The following is a 12,100-nucleotide window of genomic DNA, read 5'->3' as shown; positions in this document are numbered from 1 at the left end:
GCGAACCCTTGAGTCGGATATGTGCCACATAGGTTCCTAGGGCTTGACACTCTTGCGCATTGCCTCATATGCGGGCGCATAGTCGGCGGCTTTCAACGTTCTCGGTTAAGGCGGAGTTATGGCGGAGGCTCGTTTTTTGGGTGACGGGAATTGCTATCCGTGCTGCCGATTCGCTTAATTGACAACCCGTCCTTCTGCACGAAGACGGTTCGGCGGACGGCAGCGTCTCCCTTGCGGTCGAGTTGGTAGCCGTCGAGCCATACCCAGTGGTCGTAGGTGACCCAGTCGAGTACCCGGATGACTCGAAACATGATCGGGTTGATGAACTGGACGCTTGCGGCTCGGGTCAGATGCACGACATCCCCGGCCTTGGGCAGGGTCACAGCCATCGTCCGTTGAGCGCGCGGTATCGGCGCCACGCCCAGATGCGGGAGCGTGCGATGACAACCATCGGGCAGAAGCCGGTGTCCGTGCATCTCCAGCACGTGTTGCGCCGGTGGTAGTCGAGGCAGCGGGCGGCCTGCTGGACGAGCAGGGGTACGTCTCGGTTGGTCACAGGGGCCTCCGGTCTGCCGACGAACGCCACCCGGCATCGAGGGTCGTCATCGGGTCGACGCTCCTGTGCTGGCTGGTGGGTTCGTTCCAGCCGGGTTGGCGTGCCTGTCGTGGTGGCAGTGCGGCTCCGGCTCGGTCGGGGTAGACCGTGGCTGGTCCAGTTCGATCGAGCTGAGGTGTCGGGGTGGGCAGTCCGAGCCATTTCCTGAGCCGGATGAACATCAGGGCCTCCGTGATCTCGCCCCAACTCGGATGTAGGTCGTACGTCCAGAACGTCCAGGACGTACCGTACGACCAGGGCTTATAGGCCGTTTCTAAGTTGGGGGTGTGGTCAATCCGTTGTCGCCAACGCCGTTGTATGTGCAGCTCGCTGACCTGCTGACGAAACGGATCGAGGCGGGCAAGTTGGCGTCTGGTCAGACCCTGCCGAGTGAGACTCAGCTCCGGCAGGAGTTCGGGGTCAGTCGGGGCACGGTCCGCGCTGCGGTGGCGCTACTGCGTGAGCGGGGATTGGTCGTGACGATGCCTCAACGCGGTACCTACGTCAGGGCCCAGGATGTGACCGGGACCGGTTCGTAGCGTCGTCCTGCTCTACAGCTCGTTGACGGCGAAGGCAGCCACCAGGTCGGCCATGCTGTTGATGACCACGTCTGCGGCGCCCAGTCGTTCGCGTTTGCCGGGCTTGTTGGCGTATCCGATGGCGGCGACCCCGGCGGCGTGGGCGGCTTCGATGTCGCTGAGTGAGTCTCCGACTAGGACACAGGCGGCCGGTTCGGCGCGTAGTTCCCGGATGGCGTCCAGGACTGAAGCCGGGTCGGGCTTCATCCGCTCCGGGTTGGCGATGGGACGGCCGATGACCGGGTGCACGTAGCTCGTCAGTCGGCGCGTGTTCAGGTAGGTGTGCACTGAGGCAGCGGAGTTGTTTGACACCACCGCGACGCGTCGGCCGGTCTGCTGGGCGGCGACGATGACCTCACGCCCGTACGGGGTGGGTTCGGCGGTGCGTGCGGCGGTGATTTCCTCACGGGACAGCGCTTCGTCGACCAGGCGGACGACGGCGGGCCGGCCGACCGTGGCGGTGAAGCGTAGGACAGCTAGCGGGTCGCGTTCGGCGAGGATGTCCGGCGGCAGGGTGACGGCCTGGTCGATGAGCAGCCGGCGCAGCTCGTGGGCGACGGTGGATGCGGAGTGCTGGGCGAAGACCTTGCACACCGGGCCGTCGAAGTCGAGCAGGACAACGCGGGCGCGGCCGATGACCTCGACGAGGTTGGTGGGGCTCACGACGCGTACTCGCGGGAGATGGTGCCCCACATGCTGTCGAACCAGGCGCGGGCCTGCTCGACGTAGAGAGCGTCGTTGGAGTTGTCGTCGTCGCTGGGGGTGAACGGGAAGAGGATCGCGTCCTTGCCCATCGCGTCGTAGATCGCCATCGGCTTGCCCTCGATGGAGACGGTGTGCTCGACCACGGGGTAGAAGCCGAAGAAGGCTTCCTGTTCGTTGATTATGAACAGCTTGAACAGGGGAGCGGCGTTGTGGACGCGTACCTCGGCGGTGGCGGTCTTGACCAAGCCCAGATCGGCTAGTTCCTGGACGGCGTCGGTGACAGCGTGGATGGACCGGTCGGTGATCCGACGGGCGCGGGCACGAATGGCGGGGTCGTCGGCCTGGTCCTCGGCGCGGCAGGGGATCGCCATCGGTGCGGTCATGTCGGAGATCAGCACCCGTAGCCGGATCGACTCGGGGGTGAGCCGGCCGATGCGGACCTTGTCCAACGTCTCCTGGATCGCGTTGTAGAGCGTCTCTCCGGAGAAGCCGGCGAAGTCGATGGTGACGTTGGGCGCCTCGAAGGCGCGTTCGACGTGGGGGCGTAGTCCGACGGGGCGTTCGGTGTTGGCGCGGACGAAGGTGCCGCTGCCCTGGCGGGTGACGATCAGGCGCTCCTCTTGCAGCTTCCGCAGGGCTGCCTTGATCGTCTCGCGGGCGACGCTGAAGCGTTCGACGAGGTCGTGTTGCGAGGGCAGTTTCTCGCCGGGGGCGAACTTGCCCGTCTTGATCTCGGCGCGCAGTGCGGCGGCGATCTGTTGTGACGGGGTGCGGGGGTCGTCGGGGTCAAGACTCATGCACGGAGATTACCGCTGACTAGCCAGGCTAGGAAAGCTCTCCAGACTGCATTGACGTGACTAGCCAAGCCGGCCTACCTTTGATCCGCAGTGGCCTCGCCCAGCGGTACCGCTTGATGGCCGACCTGGGCGCCGGCTGCGGACTCCGCCAGGGGGAGATCCTGGGGCTCGGTGCCGACGACATCGACCTCGCCGCGGGTTGGGTACACGTCTGCCGTCAGGTCAAGCTCGTCCGCTCCCGACTCGTCTTCGGGCTGCCCAAGAACGACCGTGACCGCCGAATACCGCTGCCCGACTCCGTCGGCCGGGTGCTGCGGCAGCACATCTAGGACTGCGACCCGGTGACCATCACCCTGCCGTGGGAGAACCCGGCCGCCGACGAGCGGGTGACGGTGCCGCTGCTCTTCACAACCACCCGCCGGAGTGCAATCAACCGGCGCACCTTCGACAACAAGAGTTGGCGTCCCGCCGTGGCGGCGGCCGGCATCACGCCGACCAGGGCCACCGGGATGCACGCGCTGCGCCATTTCTACGCCTCGTCGCTGCTCGACGCGGGGGAGAGTATCAAGGCGCTCGCGTCGTACCTCGGGCATGCCGACCCAGGCTTCACCTTCCGGGTCTACACGCACCTGATGCCGGCCAGTGAGGAACGCACCCGACGCGCGATCGATGACCTGCTCAGGTAGCAGGAAGAGATGTCGATCGTTGTCGGGAAGCAGACATAAGTCGCGGGCGGCAGGGCGGATCTTGATCTTCGTTGCAGGTTTGATGCTGATTAGCATGACTGTATGGCTGGGACTTTGATGTACGAGTTGGGCCTCGCCCACACATTTCAGCGTCGCTTTGATTCGGATGCTTTGGCGGAGGCACTTTCCGAGTCGCATATCTATGTCATCTCGCGTCGTCCGAAAGTCCGAATTAAAGAGCGGTCGGTGTGGTTTCATCCGGAAAGAATTAAATTCGAGGTGGTTAGTAAGGTTGGCAGTAAAGGTGAATGGATAACCTACCCGCTCGAAATTGCCGGCAAGGATCTGCGGAAGGCGTGTGACTTCCGGACCTATCAAGACGGATCGTACTTCTCGTATCGCGTGGGGGCAGCGTTGCTGCATGGCGATTCGTGGGCTCTTGGATCTCTTTGCAGTAGGGCTGGAAACGAGCTTTCTCATCAGGATGTGATGTATGTCGGGATGGCTTACGGGAAGGCCGCTTCGTCAAACGCTTGGGCTCGAACAAGGCGTCATGAAAAGTTGCAGAGAATTTACGAAGATCACGTTGGCGATGATTGGGATATTTTTGTATCCGCCTTTGAGATTGTGCGATGCGATCGAGTGAATGTCGACCACATTGATGATGCCGAAGGAGGTAATCCAATTGGTATCATAGACAAGAAGAATGTATTTTGGGATCGCCCTAATCGTCGTCCGTCTAAAGTTGCAGTGAAGCTCGTCGAGCATAGTCTTATAGCTTACTTCGACCCGCCTTACAATGGCGTCCTAAATGAGTGGCGGGCGGGTGAGCCAACGGCCGAGATGAGAATCATGCGGGATGCGGGATTCCGCCTGATCAGAGTGCACCTAACTGGTCAGGGCAGCCTCGTTCGCCTTTTCTCTCGACGAGTGAAGTTGGCAACGAGAAGTCATCTTATATTTCATGACACCCCGCCAGCGCCGAGAAGGCCGGTACTTCGTGGAATTGGAGCGGAGCGTATCAACGAGTGGCGCGCAAGTCTCCTGCGGCTCACAGACGCTGAGGCGATCGTGGCTGACGGTGAAGTTGCAGACCTGGCCCTACTTTCATTCGGCCGTCGCGCTCCGGCCGTCCGTAAGCCTCCCGAGGTCTCACTAGGGGAGGAGGTTGGGGAGATCAAAACTGTCGAGGAGAGGGAGGCCGAGTTCGGTCTCCTTTCTGGAATTGACGCTCGCTACGATCATCCTGACTTCGATCATGATGAGGGCCGATTCTCCGTAGGACTCGACCTCGATGGAAGTAAGGTGTACTGGGACGTTTGGGATGAGGATGGCAACCCTCGCCATGCCGTGATCATGGGTCCGACGGGTTCCGGAAAGACCAATGTCCTCTCAGTTGCAGTGCTGGGTATTGCAGCCTCTGGCCTATTTGTGTCGTGGCTTTCCGATGTCACTGATCGGCATAATATTCTGCGAGTTTGGGGGATATTGGCTGACTGGATTGCGGTTAACCCTCACGAGCTTTTGTTGATGCTTGGCGCGGCACTGGCGATTGCGGAAGATCGGCGGGTTAACGGGGTCTTCAAAGGCATCTCCCGAAAGACTCCAGGAATCCTTCTAGTGGTGGAGGATCTGCATTTGGTCGTGGATCAGATGCCCCATCTGGTCGGCAAGTTCGAGCGTCTCTCGGAGATTGGGCCGGCTGCTGGTGTGGCTATCGTCGTGACGGTTCCCGATTCCAACATCGCTCGCTTCGGTGGTAGTGAGAAGTTGCGGTCCAATTTGGGAACTGGTCACAGGCAGGTGCTAGGGATCTTCGACGGAGATGATCTCTTCGCGGATTTCGACTGACTGCTGGCACTCGCCGGACGCCCTGGCGACGCCCTAGGCGGGTACCTGGCGAACGAAGCGCCTGTTCAGGGCACGTTCCACGTTCATAATCCGGCGTACAGGTCGACTCGTCCGTCGCCAACCAGCTCAGCCGCTAATAGATGGCGGTTGACCTGGTTTTTCGTCAGGTGCTGCTGGTCGTCCTGCCGCCACTCCGTCCAACTCCTGCGACGAGTCCTCGGCCAGATGCGCAGGCATCGGCCAGATCCTGGTGAACGCATCCTCCGGCCAGCCCGGCGGCAACTTACGGCTGACCGACATGAACACGGGACCATACGAGGTCTCGATCAGCCAGTTCTCCCACTGGTCCAGATCATGCGACGCAAACCGGGCTAGCAACCGCGTCAACTCCCGGACCTCCGCGTCACTCAGCGGTCCGCCCGGATCCACGCTCTCCATCCCGCCAGGATCCCAGACCAAGCCTACTGATCAGCGCCCGCAACAGAATCGACAACCTTCGGCTCACCGCTGGAGTGCCCCGATGCGGAGCCGATTGCCGTCAGGGTCTACCACCTCTAACTCACGTCCCCAGTCCTTCTGTCCGACGGCACACACGCCGCAGGCCGCCGCTGCCGCATCGATGGCGTCGACGTACAGATACAACAGGGTGTCTGGCCGCGCGTCCCCGGTGTGCTCCGACAGATGGATCTCAACATTGCCGCGGGCGATGCACACGTAGAGCGGCAAGTCAGCGGCGAACCGATGCTCTCACTGCTTCACGAAACCGAGGCGGGAGTACCAGGTCGCGGCGGCGTTGGCGTCCGTGGTCCGCAGGACAGGCGCAAGGCGTTCGGTCATCCGGGCCGTCTGGCACCGAGTTGCGATGAGAGGGTCTCCGTCATCGGACCTGCCCTCCGTCTGCATCGCAACGGCCGGCCATCGGACCGGTGCGTCCTCCGTCGACTGATGTGCGACGGTCCTCCGCCAACTGATCTGCGGCACCTGAGCAAGCTGATCCCGGCAGATTGATGCGCCGGATCGTGAGTGGCGTCGATCCGATTAGGCTCCGGTGGAGGTGTCCGAGCCATATGCAGCGTCATGCATTGTCTTCGCGTCCCCACCGCCGCCTTTGCCCCGGATCGTGCCCTTCTTGGAACGCCGACGTTGGTCTTGCATCTCGGCCATAGCTCGCTGTGCGTTCCGCATGACGGGGTCACGGGTCAACGATGCGCGGGCCACCCGGCGGCGTCGCACAACGAAAACGGTCGACTTAACGGCAAGCAGCAGCGCTACGCCGCCCGCTGCGGTCCAGAGCCAGAACATCGTCATGGTCCCACTCCAATCGGCCGCTGCCCCGGTTGCCTCAGCATGACCCATCAGCGCAAGCGATCTGCCGTAGGCGAATGTCCGGATCTTCAACAACGGCTGCATTCGCACGGCGATCGGACGCATGCGCATCGACATGACGGGACGTTTCGTCGGCGACTAACCTGCCGCCCTTAGCTTGCTGGGAGCCTGTCGCAGATCACCTGGCGGAGATGTGTCGCGCATCAGTTGTCGGATCACACTCGCGGACCCGGCTCTCAACAAGGGGGTCGCTCGCCGCGGATCCGCTTGGGGCGTCTGCCGTCGAGGGGGCGGGGGCGTTGCTAGGGCATTTCGCCGGCGTCCGTGACCATGCGGACGAGGGTGTCGACGAGTTCGTCGGCGGTGGTGTGCCACTTGCCTGTGTCGAGGTAGCCGCTGATCTCCATGCTCGCGATGCCGTGGGCGCTGGTCAGCAGCAGGGCGCCATGACGTCGTGCGTTTCGCTCTCCCACGAGGTCCGCGACGATGTTCAGGAACTCGCCCTGGAAGCGTTCGGCCGCGCGGTCGGCCACGGCCGGGTCGCCTTCCGGCCCGCATAGCTGACGCCGGATGCGATCCATCCCGTCACCGAGTTGCCCAGGAAGGTTTGCGCGCCGCCTGAACAACACCTGGTACAGGTGCGGCTGCTCCCGGCCGACGTCGATGAGGGTGCGGAGAGCGCCGCGCAGCTTCTCGGAGGCAGGCAGGGCCGGGTCGGTCCGAAGGGCGTGCACCTGGTCGCCGATCCGTTCCCAGCTTTCGGCCGCGACGACGGTCAGCAGGCTGTCCTTGCCCGTGAAGTGCCGATACGGCGCTCCCCGGGTCACGCCTGCCCGCGCGCCCACCTCACGCAAGGTGACCGCGTCGGGGCCGCCGAGGTCGAGGAGTTCGGCGGCCGCGTCGAGCAGAGCGCGACGGGTGGCGGCGGCGGACTCCGCACGGGTGGTCATGACGCCCATCATAGGGTTGACAGTGTCATCTGAAACAGTAGGGTAGCTAAGATGACAACGTCATCTGAAATCCAAAAGCTGGTCGTCGTAACCGGAGCGTCCACGGGCGTGGGCGCGTCAGCCGCCCGCGAGCTGGCTCGCCAGGGATTTCACGTCCTGGCTGGCGTGCGACGCGACAGTGACGCCGACGTCATCCGATCGACAGGGATCGAGCCGGTCATCCTCGACATCACCAAGTCCGAGCACGTGGGGGCACTCGCCGCGCGGGTCGCCGATGACCCGCGTGCACTGCACGCGCTCGTCAACAACGCCGGCGTCCAGGTGAACGCCCCAGTCGAAGTCCTGCCGATGACGGAGTGGCGGCGGGCGTTCGAAGTCAACCTGTTCGGCCACATCGCTGTCACTCAAGCGCTCCTGCCCGCGCTGCTACGCAGCAAGGGTCGTGTAATCAACATCAGCTCGGTGGGCGGCAAGTTCGCCATGGCCACATACGGCGCGTACGCCGGCGCCAAGTTCGCCCTGGAGGCGGTCAGCGACTCGCTCCGCCGGGAGGTCGCTCCACTTGGCGTACAGGTGGTGGTGGTCGAGCCCGGCGGCGTCCGCACGGAGATGGCGGCCCGCGGGGTCGAGACGGCGAACCACCTGGCTGCCCAAATGACGCCGGAGCAGGACGAGCGCTACGGCAGCCTCGTCCAGGCGAACAACAAGTTGATGACCTCGGGCACTGCTTCAGGGCTGACCGCCGACGCCGCCGCCCGGGTCATCGCGAGGGCTGTGACGACGCGTAGACCGCGCACCCGCTACACCGCCGGCCGGGATGCTGCCCTGATCATGCGCCTGGGCCCGATGCTCTCCGACCGCACGCTCGACCGCGTCCTCGCCGCCAACCTGCGCCGCCACTACCCGAAGGGAGCCGTCGGCCGATGAGGGACTCCGCGAGCCGCTCCGATCGACGACGTACACGGTCTGGGTCTGCGTCCTAACCTGCCGGCGATGCACGCCCGGTTCCTCGGGTGGTTGTCCCTGGCCCGACGGCCCCGCCGGTCCGGTCGAGCCTGGTAACCACACGACGCCTGGCGGGGGATTCCAGCCCAGCCAGGCGTCGGGCTTGCATCTGATACCTGGGTACAGGCTTACCGTCGACGATATGAGTGATCGCCACATCACGACGGACGACGCCTGGGTGCCGGACGCCTGCACCCTTCCGACGGCTGAACAGCCGCTGCGGCTCGCCGAGTTTGACCAGTTCTTCACCGATGCGGTGCGGGGCCTCGACCGCGTGTCGGCGCAGCACCTGCGGTTGCGGCTCGATGGTGGTGCGCAGGTCGAGGAGATGGTGCGGGACCTGACGGCCCGTGAGTCGTCCTGCTGCTCGTTCTTCACTTTCGGCCTTTCCCGACCCGACCCCGACTCGCTCTTGCTGGACGTTCGGGTGCCGGCGGCCCATGTCGACGTGCTCGACGCACTCGCCGAGCGGGCCGTGTCTCTGCGGAACCAGAGGTGACCGGGTCGGGACTGCGCAGCGGTCAACTGGCCGACGCGGCAGGAGTCAACCAGCAGACGCTGCGCTACTACGAGCGCCGGGGCCTGCTCGACTCGCCTCAGCGGTCGCCGGGCGGGCACCGGCTCTACCCGGCGGAGACGGTCACCCTGCTGCGAGTCATCAAGACCGCGCAACGCCTGGGCTTCACCCTCAACGAGGTCGCCGACCTGCTCGACGCCGGACGACACCAGCACCGGGGCCGATCCGACAATGGCCTCCAGGCGCGGGCCAGGGAGAAGCTCACCGAGGTCGAGCACAGGCTGGCGGACCTGGCCGTCGTCCGTGACACCCTGCGAGACGCCATCTCGGCTGGTTGTGATGACCTGGCCGCCTGCGCCGAGAGTTCCTGCTGCCCACTGCCCTTTGCTGCACTGGCGGAGAGGAACGACCGTGCCGACACCTGCTGAAGCGCTGACAAGATCGGTATCAGAACCGCCGTGACACTCCTGGCTAGCCCCGCACCCGTTCCTCACGATCGCGGACTGAGCCGATAGCTGTTGTATCGTCCCGTCCGACTATTGGTCGTCAGGGGAGCGCGCGTATGCGGAAGGCCAGAGCAGAGACGTTTGCGCGGGGGATGTTGGCGCTGGTGGTCGGGAGCGCGGCGTTCGGCTGCTCGCCCCAGCCCGACCGGCAGGCGCCGCCCTCACCTTCTGCGGTGGCCCAGCCCTCCGCGAGCCCGTCCAACGTGCGCGCACGCCTTGAGCTGCCGATGCGCCTGGGCAATCGCTCCCAATTCCTCCATCGGCCGCTGCTGCTCACTGTCGGTGACAACGTCGAGCAACTCGGTCGGCTGGTGGACGCGCCGAAGGACAGAGCCGGACAGCTCTACAACGGTGCAACCGACGCCGACTATGCGGTGATGGTCAGCGCGGCTTCCGGCACGGTGGGGGACGAGGCAGCAACGCTGGACGAGCTCTTCTCGTGGTTCCCACGAGTGGGTGAGGTCCGAGCGGTTGACCCCGGCCTCCTGGGCGGTGTGGCCCGCTGTGGCAGCGGACGCAACGACCAGCACTACGTCACGATGTGTGCGTGGGCCGATCGGATCAGCGTCGGCATGGTCACCTTCCTCAGCCCGAAGAAGCGGCTGGGCCTCCCGGACGACGAGTTCGTGGAAATCCGTAGCGAGGTGGAGTTTCCTGTCCCGGGCCCGCCAGCCGGCCAATGATCTTCGGCTCATCCGAGTGCCGTTACCGAGCGTCAGGGCCGGACGGGAGACGCAGACTCCCCGTGAAGAATGTTGGCGATGGGCTGGTGTGCCTCTTCGTGGAACCATTCGGCGAAGACTTCTGGGTGCAGCCGGACGAGACTTTCGTGGTGATCGGCGGCGCTGTCGATCCGGAGTTCTCGGTCAGCGTCATGGCTGATCATGTGATCGTCAGGGCAAACGCAGGCGACCCGTACGAGGTGCAGGTAGTCGACAGCGCGTCAGGCACCGTCCTGGACTGCGGCTACCGACGGCCGGATGGATGACCGCAGGTCAACTGAACGCGGTCGTACCCCTTCGTGCCGCCCCCACCTGAACGGGTTGCCCTGGCACACTCCCCGCATGGCCGTATTCACGTGCGCCTCGTGTGGCCTTGCGCTGACGCCCGACCTGACGCTCTCGCCTGGTGAGTTGGTTCGTCCGCCCTACCTCTACCGTGGCCCCGGGCCGTCGACAGTGGCACGTGGGTGGTTCGCCATCGACCCCGAGCCTTTCGGCGCCCCGTTCGTGCCAGCGACAAACCAGGATGGCTCTGCGCAAGCGATGCCGGAGGTGGGCTTGACCGTTGAGGGCGTCGACTTCGAGTCCGCTGGCCCCCGCAACACCGTCGTTGTTAACCCGGATGACGCTCCCTCGCTTCAACCACACCCGGACAACCTCCGTCTGACCGGATGCTGCGGCCTGATCGGCGACAATGGCCCGAACCAGGTCTGTGCCTGTGGCGACGAGGCGGCAACGCTGATGGCGGACTGCTACGGCCCCCATGAGCTGCACCTTCATCCAGATCGAGTGTCCTCTGACCAGGTCCGACCAGGAGCGGCAAGGTAACGGGGGCCTTCAGGCGGTCAAGTCGCCAGCGGCGGGGCGAGTCGCCGTCGGTGGGTGGTCAGCAGCGCGGGGCGTTGAGCGGGGCGGCACCGGCGAGCGCTTCGATGGTCGCCGTTGGTGCGACCGATTCGGACGGTGTCGGCGAGGGCGTGATGCTGGGTAACGGCGGAGCCGACGGGGAACTGCTGGGCGGGGAGGCGAGCGTGGCCGTGCTGCGTTGGACCTGCTTCGTGACCATCCGGATGGCGGTGGCGGTCGCCTGGCGTCCGTACAGGTCGGTGACCCTGATGTTGTAGGGCCCGGGGCCGATCCCGCCTTCGACGGTCCAGTAGTTGTCGCTCTCGCGGGCCGCCTTGCGGAAGCCACCGCCCGGCCCCTGTGCCTCGACCGAGCGGAGTGGGTTGCCGTGGTTGCCGACCTGCACCGCGAACCAGTACCGCGAGGCGCCGCCCTTCATCCGGAAGGTGAGGCCTCCGTCGAGCGGCGGGTTCACCACCGCCCGGTACGTCACCTGCGCGATGCCCTGCGCCTGGTCGGCAACCTCGGCGTACGCCTCATCGGAGAGGTCGATCTTGCCGGATCCGCACCCGCCGCACTGGTCCATGACCATGACGCGGACGGTGCCCTTCGGGCCGGTCACGTCCAGGTAGCTGCCGCAGGCCGCGGACCCGGAGTACGCCGATGAGCCGAGGGCCACGTAGAGCCGGTCCGCGGGTGGGCCGGGGAAGGAGCAGTTGCCGCCCGAGCGGCCGGCGTCGTAGAAGCTGGCCTTGGCTTTGTGGACGGTGTCTCCGGTCGGTGGCGCGGCGCAGGCCGGGGTGGCACCACCGCGTACGGCGAGGGTGATGCCGAGTACGGCGGCCAGGGCGGTGACCCCGGCGCCGGCCAACCAGTGTCTGACCCGCCGGCGCGACCGGAGTGTGCCGACCGGGGTGTCGTTGAAGGGGGCCGAGCCTGGTGCCGTCACGGCGCCTGATGTTGCCGCAGCGTGCTGCGGCAGCGCAAAAGCGTCGAGCAAACTGTCACTGGTCGCA

At 65.1% G+C, this 12,100-nt stretch carries 16 protein-coding genes and 1 pseudogene; 9 read left to right on the top strand and 8 right to left on the bottom strand.

Annotated elements, in window-relative coordinates; translation table 11 throughout:
* Positions 1-116 precede the first annotated feature (116 nt).
* The gene (locus FBZ33_RS23025; protein ID WP_370453038.1) at positions 117-383 is read right to left on the bottom strand and encodes a hypothetical protein; all 267 of its coding nucleotides are present in this window, start codon (positions 381-383) and stop codon (positions 117-119) included.
* Entirely contained in the window at positions 380-556 is a 177-nt protein-coding gene (locus FBZ33_RS32910; protein ID WP_185755550.1) for a hypothetical protein, read from the bottom strand. Before FBZ33_RS32910 ends, FBZ33_RS23025 begins: the two co-directional genes overlap by 4 nt.
* 326 nt (positions 557-882) lie before the next feature.
* Here FBZ33_RS32910 and FBZ33_RS23020 point away from each other — a divergent pair, with 326 nt between their 5' ends.
* On the top strand, positions 883-1,134 hold the full coding sequence (locus FBZ33_RS23020) for a GntR family transcriptional regulator (RefSeq protein ID WP_141910635.1): 252 nt from the start codon (positions 883-885) through the stop codon (positions 1,132-1,134).
* Between the two features lie 12 nt (positions 1,135-1,146).
* Here the strand turns inward: FBZ33_RS23020 and FBZ33_RS23015 are convergent, their stop codons facing one another.
* On the bottom strand, positions 1,147-1,836 hold the full coding sequence (locus tag FBZ33_RS23015) for an HAD family hydrolase (RefSeq protein WP_141910634.1): 690 nt from the start codon (positions 1,834-1,836) through the stop codon (positions 1,147-1,149).
* Complete coding sequence (locus tag FBZ33_RS23010) at positions 1,833-2,675, bottom strand: GntR family transcriptional regulator (RefSeq protein ID WP_141910633.1); 843 nt, start codon at positions 2,673-2,675, stop codon at positions 1,833-1,835. Before FBZ33_RS23010 ends, FBZ33_RS23015 begins: the two co-directional genes overlap by 4 nt.
* A 116-nt stretch (positions 2,676-2,791) precedes the next feature.
* Between FBZ33_RS23010 and FBZ33_RS33110 the strand changes: the two genes are divergently transcribed.
* From FBZ33_RS33110 to FBZ33_RS23000, 3 genes are all read left to right on the top strand, one after another.
* Positions 2,792-3,004, top strand: a complete 213-nt coding sequence (locus FBZ33_RS33110; RefSeq protein WP_221629503.1) for a hypothetical protein — start codon at positions 2,792-2,794, stop codon at positions 3,002-3,004.
* A gap of 12 nt (positions 3,005-3,016) precedes the next feature.
* Positions 3,017-3,361 (top strand): tyrosine-type recombinase/integrase, encoded by a 345-nt coding sequence (locus FBZ33_RS23005; protein WP_255509022.1) that lies wholly within the window; start codon positions 3,017-3,019, stop codon positions 3,359-3,361.
* 102 nt (positions 3,362-3,463) lie between these two features.
* Positions 3,464-5,212: a hypothetical protein gene (locus FBZ33_RS23000; RefSeq protein ID WP_141910632.1), complete on the top strand. Its 1,749-nt coding sequence runs from the start codon at positions 3,464-3,466 to the stop codon at positions 5,210-5,212.
* 126 nt (positions 5,213-5,338) lie between these two features.
* Here the strand turns inward: FBZ33_RS23000 and FBZ33_RS32905 are convergent, their stop codons facing one another.
* The 3 genes and pseudogenes from FBZ33_RS32905 to FBZ33_RS22985 all read right to left on the bottom strand — a co-directional run bounded on the left by FBZ33_RS32905 (position 5,339) and on the right by FBZ33_RS22985 (position 7,488).
* Positions 5,339-5,650, bottom strand: coding sequence for a hypothetical protein (locus FBZ33_RS32905; protein WP_185755384.1), 312 nt, complete (start codon positions 5,648-5,650; stop codon positions 5,339-5,341).
* A gap of 63 nt (positions 5,651-5,713) precedes the next feature.
* Positions 5,714-5,947: pseudogene (locus FBZ33_RS33790) on the bottom strand (glyoxalase superfamily protein); the annotation flags it as partial.
* 893 nt (positions 5,948-6,840) lie between these two features.
* Positions 6,841-7,488 carry a TetR/AcrR family transcriptional regulator gene (locus tag FBZ33_RS22985; protein WP_185755383.1) on the bottom strand — a complete coding sequence of 216 codons (648 nt, stop codon included), beginning with the start codon at positions 7,486-7,488 and terminating at the stop codon, positions 6,841-6,843.
* A gap of 51 nt (positions 7,489-7,539) precedes the next feature.
* Here FBZ33_RS22985 and FBZ33_RS22980 point away from each other — a divergent pair, with 51 nt between their 5' ends.
* From FBZ33_RS22980 to FBZ33_RS22960, 5 genes are all read left to right on the top strand, one after another.
* Positions 7,540-8,415: an SDR family NAD(P)-dependent oxidoreductase gene (locus FBZ33_RS22980; RefSeq protein WP_141910630.1), complete on the top strand. Its 876-nt coding sequence runs from the start codon at positions 7,540-7,542 to the stop codon at positions 8,413-8,415.
* A 220-nt stretch (positions 8,416-8,635) separates the two neighbouring features.
* Positions 8,636-8,992 carry a hypothetical protein gene (locus FBZ33_RS22975; protein ID WP_141910629.1) on the top strand — a complete coding sequence of 119 codons (357 nt, stop codon included), beginning with the start codon at positions 8,636-8,638 and terminating at the stop codon, positions 8,990-8,992.
* On the top strand, positions 8,989-9,438 hold the full coding sequence (locus tag FBZ33_RS22970) for a MerR family transcriptional regulator (protein WP_141910628.1): 450 nt from the start codon (positions 8,989-8,991) through the stop codon (positions 9,436-9,438). The genes FBZ33_RS22975 and FBZ33_RS22970 overlap by 4 nt, the downstream gene beginning before the upstream one ends.
* Positions 9,439-9,689: 251 nt before the next feature.
* On the top strand, positions 9,690-10,199 hold the full coding sequence (locus tag FBZ33_RS22965; RefSeq protein WP_141910627.1) for a hypothetical protein: 510 nt from the start codon (positions 9,690-9,692) through the stop codon (positions 10,197-10,199).
* Between the two features lie 62 nt (positions 10,200-10,261).
* The gene (locus FBZ33_RS22960; RefSeq protein WP_141910626.1) at positions 10,262-10,504 is read left to right on the top strand and encodes a hypothetical protein; all 243 of its coding nucleotides are present in this window, start codon (positions 10,262-10,264) and stop codon (positions 10,502-10,504) included.
* Between the two features lie 620 nt (positions 10,505-11,124).
* Here the strand turns inward: FBZ33_RS22960 and FBZ33_RS22950 are convergent.
* The gene (locus FBZ33_RS22950; protein WP_141910624.1) at positions 11,125-12,033 is read right to left on the bottom strand and encodes an expansin EXLX1 family cellulose-binding protein; all 909 of its coding nucleotides are present in this window, start codon (positions 12,031-12,033) and stop codon (positions 11,125-11,127) included.
* Between the last annotated feature and the right edge of the window lie 67 nt (positions 12,034-12,100).

This window comes from Micromonospora sp. A202 (genome assembly GCF_006715105.1).
Taxonomy (GTDB): Bacteria; Actinomycetota; Actinomycetes; order Mycobacteriales; family Micromonosporaceae; genus Micromonospora; species Micromonospora zamorensis.
The sequence above is the reverse complement of the archived record's forward strand: the minus strand, read 5'-3'. Positions and strand labels throughout refer to the sequence as shown.

Excerpts from the sequence above, each read along its gene's own strand:
- FBZ33_RS23000 (WP_141910632.1), top strand. The coding sequence starts at position 3,464 with ATGGCTGGGACTTTGATGTACGAGTTGGGCCTCGCCCACACATTTCAG.
- FBZ33_RS22980 (WP_141910630.1), top strand. The coding sequence starts at position 7,540 with ATGACAACGTCATCTGAAATCCAAAAGCTGGTCGTCGTAACCGGAGCG.
- FBZ33_RS32905 (WP_185755384.1), bottom strand. The coding sequence starts at position 5,650 with ATGGAGAGCGTGGATCCGGGCGGACCGCTGAGTGACGCGGAGGTCCGG.
- FBZ33_RS22985 (WP_185755383.1), bottom strand. The coding sequence starts at position 7,488 with ATGACCACCCGTGCGGAGTCCGCCGCCGCCACCCGTCGCGCTCTGCTC.
- FBZ33_RS22975 (WP_141910629.1), top strand. The coding sequence starts at position 8,636 with ATGAGTGATCGCCACATCACGACGGACGACGCCTGGGTGCCGGACGCC.
- FBZ33_RS33110 (WP_221629503.1), top strand. The coding sequence starts at position 2,792 with ATGGCCGACCTGGGCGCCGGCTGCGGACTCCGCCAGGGGGAGATCCTG.
- FBZ33_RS23010 (WP_141910633.1), bottom strand. The coding sequence starts at position 2,675 with ATGAGTCTTGACCCCGACGACCCCCGCACCCCGTCACAACAGATCGCC.